Annotated in this window: 14 protein-coding genes; 8 read left to right on the top strand and 6 right to left on the bottom strand. The window is 71.0% G+C overall.

From position 1 onward, the window contains the following. The first annotated feature begins 53 nt into the window (after window positions 1-53). The 5 genes from ACRAS8_RS23145 (at window position 54) to ACRAS8_RS23125 (ending at window position 8,508) form a co-directional block, all read left to right on the top strand. The gene (locus ACRAS8_RS23145) at window positions 54-1,301 is read left to right on the top strand and encodes a VanZ family protein (RefSeq protein ID WP_438487914.1); all 1,248 of its coding nucleotides are present in this window, start codon (window positions 54-56) and stop codon (window positions 1,299-1,301) included. A gap of 117 nt (window positions 1,302-1,418) precedes the next feature. Then, complete coding sequence (locus ACRAS8_RS23140; RefSeq protein ID WP_438487913.1) at window positions 1,419-1,913, top strand: hypothetical protein; 495 nt, start codon at window positions 1,419-1,421, stop codon at window positions 1,911-1,913. 157 nt (window positions 1,914-2,070) lie between these two features. Then, window positions 2,071-3,057, top strand: coding sequence for an ATP-binding protein (locus ACRAS8_RS23135; RefSeq protein ID WP_438487912.1), 987 nt, complete (start codon window positions 2,071-2,073; stop codon window positions 3,055-3,057). Window positions 3,058-3,206: 149 nt separating this feature from the next. Continuing rightward, on the top strand, window positions 3,207-7,916 hold the full coding sequence (locus ACRAS8_RS23130) for an RHS repeat-associated core domain-containing protein (protein WP_438487911.1): 4,710 nt from the start codon (window positions 3,207-3,209) through the stop codon (window positions 7,914-7,916). 10 nt (window positions 7,917-7,926) lie between these two features. Then, a complete protein-coding gene (locus ACRAS8_RS23125; protein ID WP_438487910.1) occupies window positions 7,927-8,508 on the top strand; it encodes a hypothetical protein in 582 nt (193 codons plus the stop codon). A 417-nt stretch (window positions 8,509-8,925) separates the two neighbouring features. On the opposite strand, the gene ACRAS8_RS23120 is transcribed toward ACRAS8_RS23125, so the two are convergent. Beyond that, the gene (locus ACRAS8_RS23120; RefSeq protein ID WP_438487909.1) at window positions 8,926-9,642 is read right to left on the bottom strand and encodes a UPF0158 family protein; all 717 of its coding nucleotides are present in this window, start codon (window positions 9,640-9,642) and stop codon (window positions 8,926-8,928) included. A 307-nt stretch (window positions 9,643-9,949) separates the two neighbouring features. Further along, complete coding sequence (locus tag ACRAS8_RS23115) at window positions 9,950-10,216, bottom strand: hypothetical protein (RefSeq protein ID WP_438487908.1); 267 nt, start codon at window positions 10,214-10,216, stop codon at window positions 9,950-9,952. Between the two features lie 853 nt (window positions 10,217-11,069). Between ACRAS8_RS23115 and ACRAS8_RS23110 the strand changes: the two genes are divergently transcribed. Further along, entirely contained in the window at window positions 11,070-12,419 is a 1,350-nt protein-coding gene (locus tag ACRAS8_RS23110) for a hypothetical protein (protein ID WP_438487907.1), read from the top strand. A 257-nt stretch (window positions 12,420-12,676) separates the two neighbouring features. On the opposite strand, the gene ACRAS8_RS23105 is transcribed toward ACRAS8_RS23110, so the two are convergent. After that, a complete protein-coding gene (locus ACRAS8_RS23105) occupies window positions 12,677-14,809 on the bottom strand; it encodes an ATP-binding protein (RefSeq protein ID WP_438487906.1) in 2,133 nt (710 codons plus the stop codon). A gap of 291 nt (window positions 14,810-15,100) precedes the next feature. Beyond that, on the bottom strand, window positions 15,101-16,372 hold the full coding sequence (locus ACRAS8_RS23100; protein WP_438490571.1) for an FAD-dependent monooxygenase: 1,272 nt from the start codon (window positions 16,370-16,372) through the stop codon (window positions 15,101-15,103). 228 nt (window positions 16,373-16,600) lie between these two features. Between ACRAS8_RS23100 and ACRAS8_RS23095 the strand changes: the two genes are divergently transcribed. Beyond that, a complete protein-coding gene (locus ACRAS8_RS23095; RefSeq protein ID WP_438487905.1) occupies window positions 16,601-17,353 on the top strand; it encodes a TetR/AcrR family transcriptional regulator in 753 nt (250 codons plus the stop codon). Between the two features lie 108 nt (window positions 17,354-17,461). Here ACRAS8_RS23095 and ACRAS8_RS23090 read toward each other — a convergent pair whose 3' ends face one another. Continuing rightward, window positions 17,462-18,628 (bottom strand): rod shape-determining protein, encoded by a 1,167-nt coding sequence (locus ACRAS8_RS23090; RefSeq protein WP_438487904.1) that lies wholly within the window; start codon window positions 18,626-18,628, stop codon window positions 17,462-17,464. Between the two features lie 163 nt (window positions 18,629-18,791). Continuing rightward, the gene (locus tag ACRAS8_RS23085) at window positions 18,792-20,858 is read right to left on the bottom strand and encodes an FUSC family protein (protein ID WP_438487903.1); all 2,067 of its coding nucleotides are present in this window, start codon (window positions 20,856-20,858) and stop codon (window positions 18,792-18,794) included. A 411-nt stretch (window positions 20,859-21,269) separates the two neighbouring features. On the opposite strand from ACRAS8_RS23085, the gene ACRAS8_RS23080 reads away from it, so the two are divergent. Beyond that, window positions 21,270-22,292 carry an alpha/beta hydrolase gene (locus ACRAS8_RS23080; protein ID WP_438487902.1) on the top strand — a complete coding sequence of 341 codons (1,023 nt, stop codon included), beginning with the start codon at window positions 21,270-21,272 and terminating at the stop codon, window positions 22,290-22,292. Window positions 22,293-22,445 lie beyond the last annotated feature (153 nt).

The raw sequence follows: 22,445 nt of genomic DNA, 5'->3' as shown, positions 1-22,445 counted from the left end.
CCGCACCTGCCTGCACACGCCCGCCCGGCGGATACGAAACCGACTGAGACCACATGAACTCCACGTACCTTCTGCCGGTCCGTACGGCCGCACTGCTCTTCCCCGCACTGGCCCTGCTGATGTTCATGCCGACGGCGATCGTCCTCTACCGCCGGCACGGCGTGCTGACCCGCTGGCGGGCGCTCTCGCTGTACGGCGGCGTGTACTACGCGCTCACCGCCTTCTGCATGACGATCGTGCCCCTGCCGAAACCCTCGGTGGACGTCTGCACGGCGTATCCGGCCTTCGCCCACCCCCAGCTCACACCGGGCGTCGCCTTCGCCGACATCTGGAAGGAGGCACACCACCACGCCACCTTCGACGCACTGGTACTGCACAACCCGGCCTTCTGGTCGAACTTCTACAACGTGCTCCTGCTGCTGCCGCTCGGGGTCTTCGTACGGATCCACTTCCGGCGTGGCCTCACCGCCGCCACGGCGGCCGGGTTCCTCGCCTCACTCTTCTTCGAGCTGACCCAGTACACCGGGCTCTGGGGTCTCTACGCCTGCCCCTACCGCCTCTTCGCCGTCGACGACCTCATCGCCAACACGGCGGGCGCCGCACTCGGCTGGGCCGTCGCCGCACCGCTCGCCCGTGCACTGCCCGCGCTGGACACCCTCGACGACCGGGCCCTCGCCTCCGGCCCAGTCCCCTTCGGCCGCCGTCTGGTCGCCCTCCTCCTGGACACGACGGGCGTCACCATACTGAGCTGGCTGACCGCAGGCATCACGTACCACGAACTCGGCGGGGGCGCGGTGCTGTTCGCGCCGCCGTTCGCCTTCGCGCTCTGGTTCGTCGTCATCCCCTGGCTGACGGGCGCGACACCGGGCAAACACGTACTGCTGCTCCGGCTGGTCACGCCGGACGGCGGACGGCCGAGCCCGGCCAGGCTCGCCCTGCGCGCCCTGGTGCTGAGCCCTCCCCTCGTGCTCGCATGTCTCGCCACGGGCGCGGCTCTCGCCGTCGCCGCCGATCCCTCCCTGCTGATCAAGATCGCCGACGGGATCGTCCATCGAGCCCTCTCGGCAGACCCGGCGTCAGCGTTCGTCCTGCTGCTGCCCCCGGCCGTCTGCCTGCTCCTGATCGCCGCATACGTGAAATCCGTCCGCCGTCACCCGCAGGGCCTGGGTCCGCACGAAACCCGCTCCGGCGTCCGCAACCACGCCCTCCCCCACAGCCGAGCACGCACCCCTGCCACACCGTCCACGCCGTCCACACCGTCCACGCCGCCGCGCGCAGGAGCCCGTACGCAGGTCGGGTAACGGCGGTCGATGGACGACTGTTACATGGCCGACAGGCCACCGAGAGCCGTCGCTCCTAACTTCAGTAGCCGACCGGTCCCCACAAAACGGGATCCACACGAAACGGGAGCGAAAGCTATGCAGCGCACCACGAACGCGCCTCGGCGCCGCATGACGACCGTCATGGCGACCGCGCTGGCCGGAGTCGCCGCCGTCGGCATGCTCGCCACCGCCCAGGCGGCCCACGCCTCCACGGGCCCCGGGCACACCGCGGGCGTCGCTCGTACCGGCGCCACGCCCTACGTGATCAACCACTACGGCGAGGAGAACGCCGACAAGGGCCGCGCCGAGCGCAGCCCCAAGCACCTGGTGCTCTCCGAGTTCACCTCGATACACGGTCTGCAGTGGAAGGAGTGGGGCGCGAAGAAGGCGGTCGCCACCGGGAAGGTCACCGGCACCTGGTGCCTCGACACCTGCCTGGACAAGCCGCTGAAGGCGACCGTCACGCTCTCGGACCCCAAGACCGTGAACGGCAGGAAGGTCTTCTCCGCCTTTACCCTGAAGCTGGCGAAGGACAGCGGAGCGTACGATTCCGAGGACCTGAAGGGCAAGCGTCCGCTCGCCACCAGCTGACGAGAAGGGCCGCCTCGCCGATGAACAAGTCCACGGCCGTGGCCGCCATAGCCATCGCGGCCCTGGCGGCCGTGGGCACCGTCGGATGCGGCGGCCCCGCCAAACCCCACGTCGAGGGCGCCGCCCCCAGCTGCGCAGGACCGTCACCGAGCAGCCCGTGCGCGCCACCCTCCTCCAAGAACACGACCGCTCCGGAAAGCCGGTGATGTGGGCGGCCACCCGCAGCGGCGGCGACATCCTCGCGGTGCGGCGCTCCTACGCCCCACAGGCCCGCACCCTGGCCGATCTCGACCGGGTGCTGCTCCTCTCCGGCGGGTTGGTGACCGCGCTCAGCTGTGTGCTGGGCATCGTCGCGGCGGCCGGTGCGGGACGGCGGATCGCCGCGTCCGCGGACACCGCTCAGCGCATCGCGGACGGCGACCTGACAAACCGGGTGCGGCCCAGGGGCAAGGACGAGATCGCCCGGCTCGGCGCCGCGGTCAACACCATGGCCGACGCCCTCAGCGCCCGGCTGGAGGCCGAACGGCGGGTCACCGCCGACATCGCCCACGAGCTCCGCACCCCGGTGGCCGGCCTCGTGACCGCCGTCGGACTGCTGCCGCCCGGCCGCCCGACCGAACTGGTCCGCGGAGGTGTGGACGCCCTGCGCAACCTGGTCGAGGACGTCCTGGAAGTGGCCCGGCTGGACGTGCCGGGCGTCGAGCGGGCACAGCGCGAAGCGGTACTGCTGAGCGAACTGGCCCGCCAGTCCGTGGCCCGCACCGGCGTGGACGTCCACCTGCGGGTACACCGCGATGCGGAGGTGTCGACCGACCCCCGCCGCGTCGAACGGATCCTGGCCAACCTGATCACCAACGCCCGCCGGCACGGCGCCCCGCCCGTGGCCGTCGACATCGACGGGACGGTGATCCGCGTACGCGACCACGGCTCCGGCTTCCCCGCCGAACTGCTGGCACAGGGACCGCAGCGGTTCCGTACCGGGGCCCGCGAGCGGGGCGGCGGCACCGGCCTGGGCCTGACCATCGTCGACGGCCAGGCACGCGTCCTGGGCGCACGGGTGCGCTACGAAAACCCACCGGACGGCGGCGCCCAGGCCACCCTCGACCTCACGCCGGACCACGGCAACGAGCAGCGCGACCGCTGAGAGGAGCACCGCATCGCCCCTGTCCCGGGCCTTGTCTCGGAAGCTCTGTGGCCTGACGGCTCCTCTGCGCCCTCGTGGAACCGGTGGAACCATCCGGCCGGTCGGTCGCCTCCTTTAAGATCAGTTGACCAAGGGGGGTGCGTTTTCGCATGGGTGTGGTGCTGCCTGGGTGGGCGGACGAAATTCTCGACATCATCGGCGTCTCATGGCCGAACGTGGACGAGGACGACTACCGCGACATGGCGGATGCCATGCGGGAGTTCGCGGACGACATCGACAGCGGCGCGAACGAAGCACACACCGCCATCCAGGGCTTGGTGGGGTCGGCCGGCGGCTCACTGGCCGTGGAGGCGCTGAACGCCCACTGGGGAAAGATCAACGGCACCCATCTGAAGAACCTGGGCGAGTGCGGTCGACTGGCGGCCACGGCCCTGGACGGCGTCGCCGTCCTGATCGAAGGCGCCAAGATCGGCGCCATCGTCCAACTCGGCATCCTGGCCGCGGAAGTGATCGCCGCTCAGGCTGCCGCCCCCTTCACCTTCGGCCTGTCCGAACTGGGCGCGCTTGCCGGTACCCAGGCAACGCGGCTGGCGGTCCGGCGGATCTTCAAGGAGGTCTGTCAGCAGGTCGCCGAGCAGGTCATCAGCATCGCGCTGACCCCCGTCGAAGAGGCGCTCGGCGCGATGGTCGGCGACCTCGTGGTCCAGCTGGGGGCCAACGCCCTGGGAGTGCAGCACGGTGTGGACCTCGGGCATGCCGCCCAGGCCGGCAAGGACGGCTTCAGGCAGGGCGTGCAGGACGCCAAGGACTCGGCGAAGTCGGCGGCCGGCAGTCCCATGCAGCTCCTGAGTGCCGGCGGCGGTAGCGGAGGTGGGGGCGGCGGAGGGGCCGGTGGCTTCAGCTTCGACCCGAACGAGCACGACCGGGTGGTGACCGGCCTGCAGAGCGCCGGCGGAACCTTCCGCAACAAGGCCGGCGGCAAAATCGGGCGGGCCAGGAGCCACCACGGCCGTACCCGCGGCAAGGACGCCATCGCCGACGCGGCCAACGCGCTCCTGGACAAGGTCATCGACGGCATCGAGGACGGCGTCAGGAAGACCGCCAGGCACCTCGACGAGAACATGACCCGCGGCGTCAAGCAGATGGCCAAGAACCATCACGAGAACGACAAGGGTCTGGCCGACCACTTCAAGGGCCTCGGCAAGGACGGCAAGAAGGACCCCAAGGCCCTCGGCGGCAGCGGTGGAAGCGGCCTGCGGAGCATGCACGGCAAGGGCGGCAGGCCCGTCGGCAAGGGCCGTCAGCAGCTCGGCAAGGACCATCCCAACAACAGCACGCGGCCCGGCGACAGCGTGTGTTCCGGCGGCAGTGACCCGGTCGACATGGCGAGCGGCAAGATGTATCTGCCGCAGACCGATGTCTCGCTGCCCGGCAGGCTTCCGCTGGACTTCTCACGCCGAGCCGAATCGGGTTACCGCATCGGCCGGTGGCTGGGCCCCTCATGGTCGAGCACCGCCGATCAGCGGCTGGAGATCGACGACCAGGGCATCGTCTTCGTGACGCACGACGGTCTGTTGCTCTCCTATCCCCACCCCGCCGGCGACACACCGGTGTTGCCCGAGTACGGCCCACGCCGGCCCCTGAGCCGGGACGGGAACGGCGACTACGCCGTCTCCGATCCGGCCACCGGGCTCGTATGGCACTTCACCGCGCACGACGACGCTCTCGCACTGCTCGATGAGATCTCGGACCGTAACGGCCAGTGGATCGGCTTCGATTACGACGAGGCCGGCACCCCGACGGACATCCGCCACGGTGCGGGCTACCACCTCAAACTGACGACGACCGACGGGCGCATCACCGAGCTGCACTTGGCCGGTGCCGGACCCGAAGGATCCGACCAGCTGTTGGTGCGCTACGGCTACACCGACGGCAACCTCACCGAGGTCGCCGACTCCGCCGGTCGCGCCACCCGCTTCGGGTACGACGAGGCCGGCCGGATCGTCTCCTGGACCGACAGCAACGGCAGCCGGTACGACTACTCCTACGACGACCGGAACCGGTGCGTCGCGCAGGGCGGCGTCGACGGCCACGTCAGTATGCGGCTGTCCTACGACCAGACCGACCCCGCCACCGGTCTGCGCGTCACCACGGCCATCGACTCGCTCGGGCACGCGAGCCGCTACCTGGTCAACGACGCCCTTCAAGTGGTCGCCGAGATCGACCCGTTGGGCGGCACCGTCCGTACGGAACGCGATCGCTACGACCGCGTGCTCGCGACCACCGACGCGCTGGGACGCGTCACCCGCTTCGCCTACGACGAGGCGGGGAACGTCGTCTCGCTCATACGCCCTGACGGCCTGGTGACCACCGCCACCTACAACGCCCTCAACCTCCCGGTCGAAATCACCGACCCGGACGGGGGCATCTGCCGGCAGACGTACGACGAGCGCGGTAACCGCACCTCGGTGACGGATCCCGGTGGTGCCACGACTCACTACCGTTATGACAGCCGTGGTTTTCTCACGAGCGTCACGAACGCCATGGGCCAAACGGCCTTCTTCGAGAACGATCCGGCCGGATTGCCCACCGCCGTCACCGGTCCGCAGGGTGTGCTCACCCGGTGCCGGCGCGATGCTTTCGGCAACGTCGTCGAGGCGACCGATGCGCTGGGCCGCACGACACGATTCTCCTGGACCGTCGAAGGCCACCTTTCCTCCCGGACCGAGGCCGACGGCACCAGCGAGTCGTGGACATACGACGGGGAAGGCAACTGCCTCACCTCTACCGACGCCATGGGCAGGACGACGGAGTACGAGTACACGCACTTCGACCGGATGACCGCCCGGACCGACCCTTCGGGAGTACGTTACGAGTTCACCCACGACACCAATCTCCAGCTCACCAAGGTCGCCAACCCACAGGGCCTGGAGTGGAGTTATGTGTACAACCCGGCCGGCCGCCTGATATCCGAGACCGACTTCGACGGCCGGACGCTCACCTATGCGCGGGACGCCGCGGGCCGGCTGGTCGGCCGGACGAATGCCCTCGGCGAGGAAATCCGCTTCCAGCACGACCTTCTCGGCCGGGTCATCGGAAAGACAACGCCGGAAGGACGAACCTCCTTCACCTACGACGTGTCAGGAAGACTCCTTCAGGCCGCCGGCCCCGATGCGACCGTCACCCTGGAACGCGACGCACTTGGCCGCGTCCTGTCCGAGACCGTCAACGGCCGTACGCTCACGCACACATACGACGTGCTCGGCCGCCGCACCCACCGGCGTACACCCAGCGGCGCCGAATCGGCACAGGTATATGACGCCGCGGGAAACCGCGCCAAGTTGCTCGCATTCGGCCATGACATCGACTTCACCCATGACATGACCGGCCGCGAAGTTCTGCGGTCCTTGGGGGACGACGTTGCCCTCTCCCACACCTGGGACGCCGTCGGCAATCTGACGGACCAGTCGCTGACGACCGCCGGCCGCACCGTCCAGCGCAGGACCTTCACCTATCGCCCCGACGGCCATCTCGTGGGAATCGACGACCAGCTCAACGGGCCCCGCAGCTTCGCACTCGATGCCACCGGGCGGATCACCACGGTGCGCGCCCACAACTGGGCCGAGGAATACGCGTACGACGCCGCCGGAAACCAAACGTCCGCCGGCTGGCCCGCTCGGCACGCCGGGGCGGAAGCACTCGGGCCCCGCACCTACAACGGAACCCGCATCGTCGGCGCGGGTCGTATCAGGTACGAACACGACGCCCAAGGCCGCATCACCCTCCGCCAGAAGGCCCATCTTTCGCGGAAACCCGAAACCTGGCGCTTTTCCTGGAACTCCGAAGACCGTCTCACCGCCGTCACCACTCCTGACGGCCAGCTCTGGCGCTACCTCTACGACCCCCTCGGCCGCCGCATCGCCAAGCAGAAGACCGCCGATGACGGCACCATCCTGGAACAGGTCGACTTCACCTGGGACGGCACGAACCTCGCGGAACAGACCACCCGTTCCGGCGGCCCGACCCACGCCCTCACTCTCACCTGGGAGCACGACGGGCTGCAGCCGATAGCCCAGTACGAACAGAAAACGGCGGCGGCCGACGCACCGCAACAGGAAACAGACCGGCGATTCTTCGCGATCGTCACCGATCTGGTCGGCACCCCCACCGAACTCGTGGACACGGCGGGCGACATCGCCTGGCGGACCCGCGCCACCGTCTGGGGCACCACCACCTGGGCCGCCGACAGCACGGCGTACACCCCGCTGCGGTTCCCCGGACAGTACTTCGACCCGGAAACGGGCCTGCACTACAACTTCCATCGCTATTACGACCCGGAGACGGCCCGTTACGCGAGTTGCGACCCGCTCGGTCTTGCCGCTGCCCCCAACCCGGTCGCCTACGTCGGCAACCCGCATTCATGGACGGACCCACTCGGACTTGCGCCCAAGTGCAAGCCGCGACCACGAGACGGATACTCGTCCGCCCCGTTCGTGGAGGACGACCCCTATTCACCGGAATCGGTCAACAAGCGCAGCGACGCCAACCGCGCGTATTATGAGACGCCGCAGGACATTCATGACCTGGTGGGCAGAATCGTCGCGGATCCCAACTATCCGCAGCGGGAAACCGGGCCGCGCCATGACCGGCGACCCGACTTCTACGAAGCATCCGGGGGCATTCGAGGCACCCATCGATGGCGGGGGGCGCCGATTTACGACAACGGTGACCCGTTCAGCCAGGCGCGAGTCGTCGTCCATCCCAATACCGGCGAAATAGCCTACTTCGGCAGACACAAAAAAACCGGCGAGCACAACTACAACCAACTTGTTCCTTACCCCTGGGCGAGGAGAAGGTAGGGTATAAAACATGGATGAATCCAGACTGGCCGATGCACTCGCCGAAGCAGGGCTGAAGTACTCGAGCCTGATCGACTCGACAACTCCCCTCATCCCCCCGAATCTCGCCGGATTCGCCAATAGCTGCCCTGCCGAGGGCGTAGCCGATGTCGAATATCTGATGTCCGACGATCCGCAGCTCTTGGAAAAGGCGAATTCCGGATGGTATCGCCTGGCGAGGGAGGGTGGGCTCTTCGCGGCGGAGGATCCAGAATTCCTCATGGCGGTCAATTGCGCAGAACCCGACGAGCCACGCGTCTGGCGCTGGGCGAGGGTTTCACTTTCGGAACAGTGGGACATCGCGGGCACCGGTGCGGCCACCGGAATCCTCGGAAACGGGTTCGGCCATCCGGCATTTGTCATGCTGTCTCTCGACGGAAACGCGATTGTACGAGCGCAACAAGGGGAAAAATCCACCGAGTTCGTGCTCGTGCGCGAGCCGCACCACGTCCAGTTCTTCCGGAATCTCGCTGTGCAGATGTCCCGATGGCCTGACACCACGGAGCCGACCAAGACCGCCATCGAACGCTGGCTGACCGCCACTGCGGAATGACGCTCACCGGAAACGTCCGCCCCATGGGGAGTGCCCGGGTCACGACATGCCCCCGGAGAACGCTCGGAGATACCCCAGGAGGAACGCCGCTCATAGGCCGGAGGGGGCGCCAACCCGTGGTCAGCTCTGCCTGGGCAACGTCGCAGGTCAGCGTCGTGTTGCAGCCGTCAGCGGCATGTGTGGTCGGGTGCCCTTGGGGAGCGGGAAAGAGCCGAGTCGGCGGGGCTGCGTCCAGGGCGAGAAGGAATCACAGGTTGCGGCCCCTCATCCACGTTTGGAGGGTGAGCGGGCAGCCGCCGGTTCGAGCGCTGCGGGGGCGCCCGAAGCGGCATTCTCGACCTTCCGTTGCCGGATCCGGGGCCCGGAGGGGCTGAGTGAGTCGAGGTCTACTGGCGCTGGGGCCGTGAGGCACGCCGGTCAGTGGTCGCCCGGCGGCGCCGACCGGTAGCCCTGATCGGCGAGCCAGGCCCGAGCCCGGCCGTACTGCCGCTCCGCGGCGAACAGCCGGTACCGCCACAGCTGCGCCGGTGAGGTGGCCAGCATGTCCTTGCAGCGGCGGAACGCTCCTGGGCCCTGGAGCGCGATACCGAGGGAACGGGCAAGGTCATGGTCATGGTCATGGTCATCGACGGTGGTGATGAAGTCCTCCATGTCGCGGTAGGCGTCGCGCGATCCGGCACACGGGACGTGGAGCCACCGCTCGGTACCGTCCGGTTCGTCTTCGTCCCATGGCTCCTCGGCATCCGCGAGGGCGGGCCGGCACTCGCCGGTGTCCAGGCCCATGCGGCCGCCGCCCCAGGCCGCGTCGCCTTCGAGCAGGCCGGAAAGCTCCTCCAGATCAACCGGCAGTGGCCGCAACCCGCGGACGGCACCGCTGCCCGCCGTATCGAGCTGTTCGGCGAGGAGTTCGTCTCCGGGCCAGCGCCGTTTGCGCAGGGCGGACGTGCACACCATCGACGTCTCCCGGGCGCCGGGCACACCCCGAAAGACAGCTGCGGCGAGTGCGTCTCCGCACTGCTGCAGCACGCCGGCGGGGTGATGTGTACGCAGCAGGGCGAGCAGGGACGGGCCGTCCGCGGTGCGGCAGGCGGCGCGGAGCGTCTTCAGCGCGTGGTCAGTCCATGCCTCGGTCATGGCCGCGAGGCTACTCCCCGCATGTTCTCCGGCCGCGCTCGAACGGGAGACCTCCGTGGCGCGCAGCGAGCGCCGTCGTCCCCGGTGCGCACCGGGTGTAGCGATGCGTTCGTGAGCACAGCGGACAAGGTCACTGGCCTCGCGTATCGCGAGCGCCGCCGCTCCGTCCTCTCCCGCACCTCCCCCGGCCGTGCGCCGTCCTCATCGCGCTCCGCGTACCTGCCCACGTCACGCGGACCACTCCCTGGGCGTGGCCCTCCCGCTCAGAGCCGGACTCAGAGCCGAGCGGGCAGTACGCAACCGAGCTTCAGCAGCGCGGCGCGGAAGGCCGGCAGGTCGCCGGGGCCGTCATGAGGTGCCTGGGGCCGATCCGGGAGCACAGCGCACCCGCCCTGCGGCCCTTCGCGATCACCACGGCCTGCGCCTCGTCCACGCACTCCAACAGGTGGCACGGTCCCCGATCCCGTACCTTCTCGGTGCGGGAGGCCGCGTCCGCCAGCAAAACCGCGACAGTCTGCGGCAGTCCCTCCCCTGTGCCCCTCCCGGCGAGGAAGGGGAGGGCAGCGTCCGTCATGAGGAAGCTCACCACGGCCGAACTCGGCGCCATGGTCGACGAGACAACCATGGACGCCGTCGCGAAGGAGACCGTCCTCGACTCCCTGGGTGGGCGATCCCCTTGCGGGCCCGGCGGATGGTCGGGGTGGGGGGCTTCGGAGGGTGGGCGGCTGGCTAGGGTGATCGGGAAGTGTGGTGGAGGTCGTCCGGGCAGCAGGAGGTGACAGGTGGGGCCGTCTGGTTCCCCCGTGATACGTGTGCCGGTCGGGGAGGGGGCCGATCGCTGGGTCAGCCGGGCGGTGCGGCGCCGGGTCCTGCTCGTGGTGCACAACGTGACTTCCGCCGGGCGGCTGCTGGACGTGCTGCCGCTGTTCCATGACGACTTCCGGGTGCAACTGCTGGTCACCGCCACGGAGTCGTCGGCGTTCCAGGGCGGGATACGGGAGCTGTTCGAGGAGTTGGGGCTGCCCGTGGTGCCGTGGGAGCAGGCACTGAGGACGCCGGTGGACCTTGCGATATCTGCCAGTTTTGGCGGGGAACTGCACCTGATTGATGGCAAATTGGCCATCTTGTCGCATGGGGTTGGCTACACTAAGAGGCTGGCCACGCCGGGAGCCGGGAGCCGGGAGCCGGGAGCCGGGAGCCGGGAGCCGGGAGCCGGGAGCCGGGAGCCGGGAGCCGGGAGCCGGGAGCCGGGAGCCGGGAGCCGGGAGCCGGGAGCCGGGAGCCGGGAGCCGGGAGCCGGGAGCCGGGAGCCGGGAGCCGGGAGCCGGGAGCCGGGAGCCGGGAGCCGGGAGCCGGGAGCCGGGAGCCGGGAGCCGGGAGCCGGGAGCCGGGAGCCGGGAGCCGGGAGCCGGGAGCCGACGTTCGGGTTGTCGCGGGAGTGGCTGCTGGCCGGGGGCCGGCCGTTCGTGGACGGGCTGGTGCTGTCCCACCCGGAGCAGTTGGCCCGGCTGCGCCGCGCGTGCCCGGAGGCCGAGAAGGCCGCGGTACTCGCCGGCGACCCGTGTTTCGACCGCATGGTGGCCGCCCAGCCCTATCGGGAACGGTTCCGGCGCGCCCTGGGGGTGCGCCGGGGTCAGCGGCTCGTTGTCCTGAACTCGACCTGGAATCCAGAAGGGCTGTTCGGCAACGGCGGCGACCATGACCTGCTGCCGGGTCTGCTGCCCCGGCTCGCCGCCGAACTTCCGGCCGACGACTACAGGTTGGCGGCCGTTCTGCACCCGAACATCTGGTACGGGCACGGCCCGGGCCAGATCCGGGTGTGGCTGGACCGGGCCCGCCGCGCCGGGCTGACCCTCATCGACCCGGTGCACGCGTGGCGGCAGGCACTCCTGGCGGCGGACGCCGTCGTGGGGGACTTCGGTGCGGTCTCCTACTATGCCGCGGCGCTGGGCACACCCGTGCTGCTGGCGGCCGCCGGGGAGGAGAAGCTGGATCCGGAGGCGCCGCTCGCGGCGTTCGTCCGGCGGGCTCCGCGGCTCGACCCGTACGGACCGCTGCCCGGTCAGCTGGCGGAACTGCTGGCGCGGCACCGGCCGTTCACCGGGCCCGCGGAGTTCACCACCTCGGCGCCGGGTGCCTCGGCGGAACTGCTGCGGCGGCACTTCTACGCGCTGATGGATCTCGCCGAGCCCACCGCCCCCGCGCGGCTGGAGCCACTGCCGCTGCCACCGTACGAGCCGCCGCGGCGGACCGGGCCACTGGACGTCCGTGCGTGTGTCCGCGGTGCGGAGGTCACGATCGAGCGCTCCGTGGGGCATCCGTACGGCGCGGACGGCGAGACGCATCGCGCCGTGCACGAGGACACCGTGCACCCCGCGGACCTGGCGACGGCCGATGTGATCCTGCGCGACGGGCCGCCGGACGACCCACGATTCGGCAGCCCGGAGGAGTGGGCCGCGGAGGTACTCGACCGGTATCCGCACTGTTCGGTCGCTGCTTATGTGAGTGGACCGGACCGCTGCACCGTGCGTACCCGGGACCTTGGCGTGCTATGGCTGTCGGCGGGGCCGGGCGCGGATGCCGACCCGGCGGTCTACGCGTCGGCGTTGCACGCGTGGCTGGTGTGGGGCGGCGCCACCCCGTCCCGGGGCGGGCCGGTGGCCCGGGGTGAGGTGGTGCCCGAGGTTCTTCGGGTGCGGGTGGCTGGTGGCGTGCATCCGGTGGAGGTGGCACGCCCCGGCCACGGCGCTGCTCCCGTTCCCCAGGCCGTCTCCTAGGCCGTTCCCTAAGCCGTTCCCCAGGCGCTTTCTGCCCCGGCCGCGGCCGTTGCTCCGGCTATGGCGCTTACATCGGCCGGGGCTCTGCCCTCGGTGGGGCTCTTGCCTCGGCCGGGGCGCTGGCCTCGGTGGGGGCTCTTGGTTTCGGTTGTTGGGGGCCGGTGTTGTTACTGGTTCTGGTGTTGTTGGTGGTTTCGGTGTCGTCACTGGGTCCGGTGTTGCTATGGGTTCCAGCGTTGGTACTGGTTGCGGTGTCGTTACTGGTTCTGGTGCGGGGGCTCGTAGCGTTGGCGGAGGTGGGTGAGGTACTCCAGGTGGGGAGTGGCTCCCTCGGGGCGGAGGAGGCGTTCGGCCTCGGTGATCGCGGCCAGTGCCGCGTCGGCCTCGCCCGCGTCGTGCAGTGTCTCGGCGAGGTCGGTGAGGACCCGGCCCTGGTTGTACGCCTCGCCCTGTGCCGCGAAGAAGTCCCGCGCGTGCTCCAGGCTGGTGCGGGATTCCGCCAGCCGACCCATACCGCGCAGGGCCCGGCCCTGGTGGCGCTCGGCCAGGGCGAGGGCGCGCGGGAGATCGTCCGCGCCGTCCTGTCCGGGTGAGATCCGCCGGTACAGCCGCTCGGCCTCGACGAACCGCTCGTACGCCTCGTCGTAGCGCCACCGTTGAAGCTCCAGCAGGCCCAGGAGTTCCACGGATGACGCCTCACCCAGGAGGTGGCCCGCCGCGCGCTCGGCGGTGACGGCGAGGTGGGCCTGGCGCCCGGCCTCTTCTTCTTGCCTCAACTCTCCCAGGCAGTGGGCGAGTTGAAAGTGGAGGGCGGCTGCCGTGCGGGCGTCCGTGTGGTGTTCGGCGGCGCAACGGGCCGCGAGCTGGAGCGTGGGCAGCACCTCGTCCCAGTAGCCGGCCTTCAGCTGGAGGGGCCACAGTGCGCGGGCCAGGTGCAGCGCCCGGTCGATGTGCCCGTATTCCTGGGCCAACGAGACCGCCCGGATGACATTGGCGGCCTCGGCCCGCAGGGCCGCCATGCCCGCGGCTTCGTCGCCGTACGGCGTCCCGTCGGCCGGAGCCGGCTCGACCCGCCAACTCCGCGGCAGTGCCGCATGGGCGGCGTGCCGCGCGCGGTTCAGGACGCAGTCGAGCGCGCGGGACACCGCCGCGGCAGACTCCGCTATTCCGTGCTCCGGCCCCGCGGCGTCGGCCAGGAAGCGTTGCACCTCGGGGCGGAAGCGGTAGCGGTCGTCGTGCAGCGGCTCCAGCAGTCGTGCCTCCACCGCTTCGGCCAGCATCCGGGATGCGTCCTCCGGCGTGACGTCCGCGGTGGCGCCGGCCAGGCCCGCGTCCAGTGCGGGCCAGCCGCCCACGGCGGCCAGCCGGCACAGCCGGGCCGTCGCCGGGTCCAGCCGACGGCAGGCGGCCTGGGCCATGCCGTGCACCGGTGAGGGCACTATCGGCCCGTCCGCCGACTCCAGTGCGGGCGGTTCCGTCGTCAGCAGCCGGTACGCCGCCGCCTTCAGGGCGAAGGCGTTGCCCGCGCAGTGGCCCAGCAGTGTCGGCAGCTCCGCCCTGACCCGCGAGATCTTCTCCGGCCCGGCGATCTTCCGCAGCATCTTGACCGCGTCCCGGTCCTTGAGCGGGGGCACGGCGATCCGCTCCGCCTCCAGCGCGAAGACCGGGCCGGGCGCGATCACCAGGAGGAAGACCTCCGGGGTGGCGGGAACGAGAGTGCGGACCTGTGCGACGGACGTGGCGTGGTCGATCACGATCAGCGCCCGGAGACCGGCCGTCAGGCGCCGGTAGCGCTCTTCGCGCCCGGCCTCCGTGGGCGGGATCTTCTCCCGTGGGACTCCCATCGCGAGCAACAGATGCAGCAGAACGGCCGACGGGCCCGGGCCGTTCTCCGCGGTGACGTTGCGGAGGTCGACATAGAACTGCCCGTCGGGGTACCGCGCGAGCTGGTTGGCACCCCAGTGCAGGCCGACGGCGGTGGTGCCGATGCCCGGCGGGCCGTGGAGCAGAGCGACCCGCGGGCGCCCGGCCGCCGGTCGCGTCGCCTCGCGTGTGAGCTGCTTCAGTACCCGCTCGCGGTCGGTGAACTCCCGGGTGGCGGGCGGCAGTCCGACCCCGGGGCGCAGGAACTCGCCCGGTTCCGGCAGGCTGCGCAGGAGCTGGGCCCAGGCGCCGTTCCGCTCCCGATCACCGGCCATGCGCGCGTACAGCTCGCGTGCCAGCGCCTCCCGACCCTCAGGAGTGGCAGGCAGCGGTGTCTCGCGCCCCAGGGTCCGCCTCACCAGCGCGCCCGTCGACAGCAGCGCCTGCTTGCCCATCTCGCCGCCGGCGCCGTTCCCCACCGCGCTGAGGAACGCGGTGAGCGCTCCCGCGGTCACGATCTCGAACACGCCAACCCCCTCCCCTGGTCCGTTGCTCCGTTGGTCCGTTGCTTCGTCCGCTCCCTGGCCGGACTGTATCCCTGCCCCGGCTGCCCGGGGAAACGATCTGGCCTTCGTTGTGGACGGCTTGGCCTTCGTTGTGTGCGGCGGGGCCGTGTCGGGCGGGGCACGGAGGTGGCGCCCCGTCGGTGCCCGGCTGCGGCGCCACGTCCGTGCCCGCCGCAGGGCCGCGGCGCCGCGGCCCTGCGGCTCTGCGGACCCGTGTCGCTCGTGGTGCTGTGGTGCGCTGCGGCGCTGCGACTAGGCCGCCGCGGTGGCGATGAGTGACGGGTAGTCGTCGAGGGTTATGTCTGCGGAGATGTCGTGGCCCTCCTGGAGCATGGCGGTGAGGACGGCCGGGTCGTTGAGGGCGGAGTTGCGGGCGGTGAGTGCCTCCTGGGTGGGCGGGGCCAGGAATTCACCGGTGCCCCGGCCGCCTTCCTGGCAGCGGGAGACATACGGGCGCAGCTTCTCCTCGTAGCGGGCGAAGGCACGGCGGTGGTCGCCGGCCGCGACGGCCAGTTCGCCGGCGAGGACATAGGCGCCGACGATCGCCGAGCCCGTGCCCATCCCGCCGACGGTGGCACCGTAGGCGGCGTCGCCGAGCAGTGCTATCCGGCCCGTCGACCACGTCGGTACGTCGACGCGGCTGATGGAGTCGAAGTAGAGGTCGTCGGCGTCCCAGACGGTGTCGATGAGTTCCGCGGTGCGCCAGCCCGCGCCCTCGAAGGCCGCGGCGAGGGCCCTTCTCTGGGCGTGCGGGTCCCGGCGGTCGTAGCGCAGCGGCTCGGAGGCGAAGACACAGAAGGTCTCGCCGCCGTAGGACGGGTCGTCGGCGCGGCGGGGGACGCGGCCGACCGTCACCAGCCGGCCGGGCTCGTTGTAGCCGACCGCGCGGGCGGTGAGGTCCGGGGGCGCGCTCTTCGGCAGGTCCCAGCCGGCCACGTAGTAGCCGAGGTGGCTGATGAAGTCCTCTTCGGGGCCGAAGGCGAGCCGGCGCACCGTGGAGTGCAGGCCGTCGGCACCGATGACGAGGTCGAAGCTGCGTGGCGCGCCGCGCTCGAAGGTGACCTGGACGCCGTCGGCGGTTTCGGTGAGGGAGGTGATGGAGTCACCGAAGAGGTATTCGGTGGAGGGCGGAGCGGCGGTGGTGATGGCGGTCGCGGTGGTCGCGGTGGTGACCGCGTCGTCGTGGGGTGTGGGGCCGGGGTGGCTGTGCTCGTAGAGGATGCGGGAGAGTTCGGAGCGGAGGATCTCCACATCGCCGCCGGCGAACTCGGGTGGCAGAGCGGCCACTTGCTCCCCCTGGGCGTCGATGAAGGTCATCGGGCTGCCACCTGTGTGGCGCCGCCTGATCCTTTCCAGGAGGCCCATCCGCTGGAGCACCGCCAGATGCGCGGCACCGCGGAAGTCGACCGCGAAGCCGCCGCCCCGGAGGGCCGGAGCCAGCTCGATCACGGTGGGGCGGTAGCCGTAGCGGGCGAGCCAGTAGGCGAGGGCGGGGCCGGCGACGCTGGCGCCGGAGATCAGCACCGTCCGCGCCGTCCCTGCCTCCTGCGATGCCTGCGTGGTCGATGTCAACGCTGATGCCGGTGCCAATGCTGATGTCGACGCCGATGCGTGCGTCATGGGACCCCCCTTATGTCGATCCAGTCAGTCCAGTACATCCGGTCGGTCCAGTGATCCGGATGTAGCGACAGAGCAACTGTATCCCCCGGACACAGAAATGTATACCTCGGGACACAGTTTTAAAATGCGGACGTGGCTGGAGACGAGAAGAACCGTGCGTTCGGGGATCAGGCAGGCAGTGTCGAGCTGCTGTGGGGCGGGCGCGAGCGGCGGAGCCGTGGCCCCAAGCCGGCGTTGAGCCTGGAGCGGATCACGCGGACGGCCATCGCCCTCGCCGACGCCGGCGGGCTCGGCGCGGTCTCCATGCAGCGGGTCGCGGCGGAGCTGGACTTCACCAAGATGTCCCTCTACCGCTATGTGCCCGGCAAGTCGGAGCTGGTCGCGCTGATGATCGACAGCGCGATGGGCGAACCGCCGGAGCCGGCGGGCACCGCGGCCGGCGACTGGCGGGGCGCGCTGCGGGAGTGGGCGGAGCGGCTCGCTGCGGTCTTCGAACGACATCCGTGGCTGCTGAACGCCCTCGTCGGGCCGCGGGTCATGGGCCCCAACGAACTCGGCTGGACGGAGCGGGCGCTGGCCGCGCTCGCGGACACCGGGCTGACCGGGGGCGAGCAGCTGGACGCCGTCGTGGTGGTGAGCGGGCACATCCGGGCCATCGCGCAGGTGTCGGCGTCCATGGGGCTGGGCAGCGCCCACGCGAAGGAGCCGGAGGCGGTGATGAGCGCCGCACTCAACGAGCTGCTCGTCGGGCGGTCCGAGCGGTTCCCCGCGGTGGCGGCGGCGGTGGCGGACGCCGCCGAGGGCCAATCCCGGGACCAGGCGTGGGAGTTCGGGCTGGAGCGGATCCTGGATGGGCTGGAGGCGTACGTAGGACGACGGGCGTGAGCACGACGAGGGCGGCGCCGCCGACGGACCGATGATGCCGCGGCGGCCGCCCTCCGGGCTGCCAGGCCCGCCCTGCGTACCCCGGGGGCCGGAGCCCCCGTCGTAGCGCTACAGCCCCAGGCGCACCGTCTTGCGCGGCTGTTCCTTCGCGCCCGTCAGCAGGCCGTGCAGGGTGGCGAACTCGTCGACGCACTTGGCGGTGCCGTTGACCACACAGTCCAGCGGGTCCTCGGCGACCACGACGGGCACGCCCATCTCCTGACGGAGCCGGCGGTCCAGGCCGCGCAGCAGGGCGCCACCGCCGGTGAGGGCGATACCGCGCTCGATGATGTCGCCGGAGAGCTCCGGCGGGCACTCGTCGAGGGTGCGGTGGACGGCGCGGACGATCGCCTCGACGGGTTCGGCGAGGGCGGAGCGGATCTCCTCGGCGGTGATCTCCTGGAGGCGGGGGAGGCCGCTGAGGTGGTCGCGGCCGCGGACGGTGTAGGAGTACGGGGAGGTGCGGTCGGCGAGCCCGTCGGTGTCGGATGCCTCGGCGTCGGACGCGTCGGCCTCCGCGGCGGAGCCGGCGCGGGCGCCCAGGGAGCGCGCGTCGAGGCCGTCCTCCTCCGGGGTCCAGACCGCCGAGCCGATGGCGATCTTGATCTCCTCGGCGGTGCGTTCGCCGATGGCCAGGCCGTGTTCCTTCTTGATGTACGTGGAGATGGCGACGTCCATCGCGTCGCCGGCGACCCGTACGGAGTGGGCGGTGACCAGGCCGCCCATGGAGACGACGGCGACCTCTGTGGTGCCGCCGCCGATGTCGACGACCATGCAGCCGACCGGTTCGGCAACCGGGAGACCGGCGCCGATCGCGGCGGCCATCGGCTCTTCGATGAGGTGCACCTCGCGGGCGCCGGCGCCGCGCGCGGAGTCGATGACGGCGCGGCGTTCGACGCCGGTGATGCCGGAGGGGACACAGATGACGACCCGGGGGCGGGCGAAGCGGCGGCTGGGGAGGGCCTTCTTCATCAGGGCGCGGAGCATCTGCTCGGCGGCGTCGAAGTCGGCGATGACGCCCTCCCGCAGGGGGCGCATCGCGGTGATCCCGGAGGGCGTGCGGCCGATGGTGCGTTTGGCCTCCGAGCCGACGGCGACGACCTCGCCGGCGGCGTTGACGGCGACCACGGACGGCTCGTTCAGCACCACGCCTTTGCCGCGGGCGTAGACGAGGGTGTTGGCGGTGCCGAGGTCGATGCCTATGTCGTACGTTCCGGACGAAGTGCTGGACGCCATGGGGAGTTCGCTTGCTCTCTCTCGGGAGGACATTGCGCCGCAGAGAGCGTCATTGGCCGACCAATGACGGTAATTGCGGGCAATTATCTAGACTACTGGGGCTGCTGAATGGTTCCTGCGGGGCGGGGACGGTCACGGTGACGGAGCGGTGGAGGGCCGGTCGTCAGGGGTCGGGGGGCAACGCCTCGGCGAGGTCGTCGAGGGCGTCCAGGAGGAGTTCGGCGGCGCGGACGGCGACGCCGGCGGGCTCGCCCTCACCGTGCCAGCGTTCCCAGGCCGCGCGGGGTGCGCTCCAGTCCAGGCGGGTCCCGTCGCGGACGGCCCGGCCCGCGCCGTCCAGGGCGGGGCGCAGGGCGTCCGCGAACGCGGCGGCACCGGGGGTGGGTTGGGCGTCCTTGCCGGGCAGGTGGGCCTCCAGGATCATCGTGACCCGGCCCATGGTGGCGAGCACCGTACTGGCGGAGTGGGCGGCGTGGAGCGAGAGGCCGCGGTGGCGGACCGGTTCCTTCTCGGCGCGGGCCTCGCTGACCTCCCAGGCGGCGCGGGCCGCGCGGGCGTCCAGCAGGGCCTCGCGGACCTGCCGGGGGCGGCGTTCGGCGGGCCGGGCGTAGCCGTCGAGGACGGCGAGGGCGTAGCGGCCGTTGGCGGTGAGCCAGTCGGCGAGGCGGTCGCGGAGCCGGGGCGTCTCCCAGGCGGGGAACAGCGCGTAGGACAGCATCGCGAGGACCCCGCCGACGAGGGTGAGGACGAGGCGTTCCTGAACGGTCTGTTCCCAGCCGGCGCCGGCGATGCCGAGCAGGAAGACGACATAGCCGGTGACGCAGGCCGAGGTGACGGAGAAGCCGGTGCGCATCGACAGGTACATCAGGAAGACGCAGAAGAGCGCGAGGGCGGCGCTGATGTAGGCGCCGGGGTGGGCCAGGGCCATCAGGGCGCCGGCGAGGGTGACGCCGACGACGGTGCCGGCGAAGCGGGCGACGCCGCGGGAGTAGGTCTGGGCGAAGTCGGGGCGCATCACCATGACGGAGGCGAGCGGCGCCCAGTAGCCGTGGCCGAAGTGGAGCGCGTGGCCCAGCAAATAGCCGGCGTCGGCGACCGCGGTGACGCGCAGCGCGTGCCGGAAGATGTGGGAGGACCAGCGGGCCTCACGGCGCAGCGCGCGCACGGCGACCGGGACGAGTCTGGGGACGCTGGGGCGCAGCAGGTGTCCGCGTTCGGCCGCGGTGGTGGGGCGGGTGGCCTCGACGGGCTCGTCGGTGAGCTCGACGGCGTCGGCGAGGAGCGAGATCAGGCGGTAGGCGGCGCGGCGGGCGGGGCCGGTGAGCATGGGGCCGGTGGCCGGGACCTCCAGGGCGGCCATCGCCTCCGGGGGCAGCCGGACCGGCCTGGCGTGCCGTACGGCGTGGGCGACGGCGTCCAGGACGGTGGCGGCGGCGCCCAGCAGTTCACGGGCGCGGTCGCGTTCGGGTCCTTCCAGGGGGGCGCCGACGACCGGGTCGGCCAGGGAGGCGAGGACCGGGCGGACGCGCTCGGCGAGGCCGCGCGGGCCGTGCAGCTGTACGGGGCGGCGCCTGGCCTGGCGGGCCGTCACGGTGGAGGCGAGCCGGGCGTCCATCAGGGGCGCGGGGTCGAAGGGGGCCACCGGGTCGTGCCGCAGCCGGCGGGCGTAGTCGGCCTCGGCGGCCAGGGCGTCGGCGAGGGCGTCGCGCTGGACGCCCCAGGGGCGCACCGGGAAGACGACGATGAGAACGGCCTGGACGAGGCCGCCGAAGGCGATCAGCGCGGCGTGCTCCAGGGCGCCCGGGACGGACGTCGGCAGGGTGACGGTGATCAGCATGATCGCCACGGTCTGGGTGCCGATGAGGCCGGAGACCGGGCCGATCGCCCAGGCCATGCCGGCGACGAAGGTCCAGCCGGTGAGCAGCAGCACGAACCCGAGAAGATGGGCGGCGGCCAGATAGCCGAGGAAGGTGGAGACCGCCAGGGCGCCGGCGACGGCCAGCGCGAGGACGGGGCGGGGCCGCATGCTGCGCTGGAAGGTGACGATGCCGGCGGAGAAGGCGCCGAAGGCGGAGGAGACCGCGAGGGCCGGGCTGCCGCGCCACAGGCACAGGCCGATGACGAGGGCCACGCCGGCGGTGCCGCGGATCGCGATCACCGGGGTGAGCTTGGCCCGTTCGATGGTCAGCCCGGAGCGAGCGGCCTCCTTCAGCGCACGCGACCAGGTCATAGCGAGAGGATACGGGCCGGGTGCCGGGTGACGCGGTGTCGGAAGGCGGGTGCGGGAGGGCCGACCCGGATGCCGCCGCGGCGGGTTCCGGAGGGGATCGTTCCGGCGTGGTGGGGCGCGGCGGGGGCGTCGGGCCCGCGGCGGGGCGCCGGGCGCGGACGTGTACGGAAGGTGGCGGGGCGGGGGCGTGCGGGGGGCCATCTGGCGCCGACGTTGCGCCCCCACCAGGAAAATCACGGTAAACCAGATCCCCGTTGACCGTAAACACCACAGGTCAGAGCAGGTCAGGGGCATTTCGATGGGAGCGCTGCGAGCAAGCTGACACCGCGGGAGGGAAACCTGTCCCCGCCCCGTCCCCTCTTGCTGGCCGGCCGGGACAACTCCCGGCCGCTTCGCCAAGGAGAAGGTCCCGTGCGCAAATCCCTTTTCAAACCGGTGGTCGCGTTGATCGCCCTGACCGTCCTCGGTGCCACGGCCGGCTGCGGCACGAGCGACGACTCCCAGGGCGCCCCCGTACGGTTCAGCGGCCCCAAGTCGGGTGCCGCCATGCAGACCGCACCGGCCAACCCGAACTCGCTGGTGCAGATGCCCACCCACCCGATCAACTTCCAGGAGACCAGCAAGGTCGGCGGGGCAGGGGAGAACACTCCGATAGCCGTGACCACCTACCACGGGAAGAAGTCCGGCTTCACGGGGAAGGTGTGGGTCTGGGCGCCGCCGGAGTACTACGAGAAAAAGAACGCGAACAAGGGCTTCCCGGTGATGGAGGCGCTGCCCGGCGCCTACGGCTATCCGGTGAACTACTGGATCGGCTCCGACCTCAAGCTGGAGGAGAGCCTCGCCACCTGGTCGAAGGCCGGCAAGAGCCTGCCCTTCATCGTGGTGATGCCGGTGCTCAACCCCAACGACAAGCAGTACTACGACGGCAGTGACATCCCGGGCCAGCCGAAGATCGGCACCTGGCTGAGCAAGGACGTCCCCGACCTCGTCCGGGAGAACTTCCGCACCCTGAAGACCCGCAACGCCTGGTGCATCATGGGCTCCTCGTCCGGTGGCTTCTCGGCGCTGAAGAACGTGCTGCAGAACCCGAACGACTTCAAGGTGGCGATCCCCAACGGGCCGGACATCGTGCCGGACTCGCCGCTGTGGCGGGGCCACCTCAAGGAGATGCGGGAGAACAACCCGGAGGTGCTGGCGCGCCGGCTGAACGCCCGCGGCGGGCCGGACGTCTACCTGGCTTTCCAGGACGGTTCCAAGGAGTACACCGTGCTGCCGAAGGTCCGGAAGTTCCTCGCGAAGTACGGCCACGGGCACGTGAAGACGCGGCTGCAGATCGTGCCGAACGGCACACACAGCGGCGACACCTACGTCAAGGGCATGAGCATGGGCACGATGCAGTGGGTCAGCGCCCATATGCAGGGGCCGACCGGCTGAGGCCGGAGCGGGGCGGAGGGCGGCCGCGGCGGACACCGGTCCGTCGCGGCCGCCCTTGTCGTGTGCCGACCCGGGGCGGAACCGCGCGGCCTCCCTGGGCAGTAGAACGCCTTCGGGCCCGTACCGCGTGCGTGGTACGGGCCCGAAGGCGTT

The sequence above is a fragment of the Streptomyces sp. S186 genome, assembly GCF_051603415.1.
In the GTDB taxonomy this organism is placed as follows: Bacteria; Actinomycetota; Actinomycetes; order Streptomycetales; family Streptomycetaceae; genus Streptomyces.
The sequence above is the reverse complement of the archived record's forward strand: the minus strand, read 5'-3'. Positions and strand labels throughout refer to the sequence as shown.

Excerpts from the sequence above, each read along its gene's own strand:
- ACRAS8_RS23145 (WP_438487914.1), top strand. The coding sequence starts at position 54 with ATGAACTCCACGTACCTTCTGCCGGTCCGTACGGCCGCACTGCTCTTC.
- ACRAS8_RS23140 (WP_438487913.1), top strand. The coding sequence starts at position 1,419 with ATGCAGCGCACCACGAACGCGCCTCGGCGCCGCATGACGACCGTCATG.
- ACRAS8_RS23130 (WP_438487911.1), top strand. The coding sequence starts at position 3,207 with ATGGGTGTGGTGCTGCCTGGGTGGGCGGACGAAATTCTCGACATCATC.
- ACRAS8_RS23125 (WP_438487910.1), top strand. The coding sequence starts at position 7,927 with ATGGATGAATCCAGACTGGCCGATGCACTCGCCGAAGCAGGGCTGAAG.
- ACRAS8_RS23120 (WP_438487909.1), bottom strand. The coding sequence starts at position 9,642 with ATGACCGAGGCATGGACTGACCACGCGCTGAAGACGCTCCGCGCCGCC.
- ACRAS8_RS23115 (WP_438487908.1), bottom strand. The coding sequence starts at position 10,216 with ATGACGGACGCTGCCCTCCCCTTCCTCGCCGGGAGGGGCACAGGGGAG.
- ACRAS8_RS23090 (WP_438487904.1), bottom strand. The coding sequence starts at position 18,628 with ATGGCGTCCAGCACTTCGTCCGGAACGTACGACATAGGCATCGACCTC.
- ACRAS8_RS23085 (WP_438487903.1), bottom strand. The coding sequence starts at position 20,858 with ATGACCTGGTCGCGTGCGCTGAAGGAGGCCGCTCGCTCCGGGCTGACC.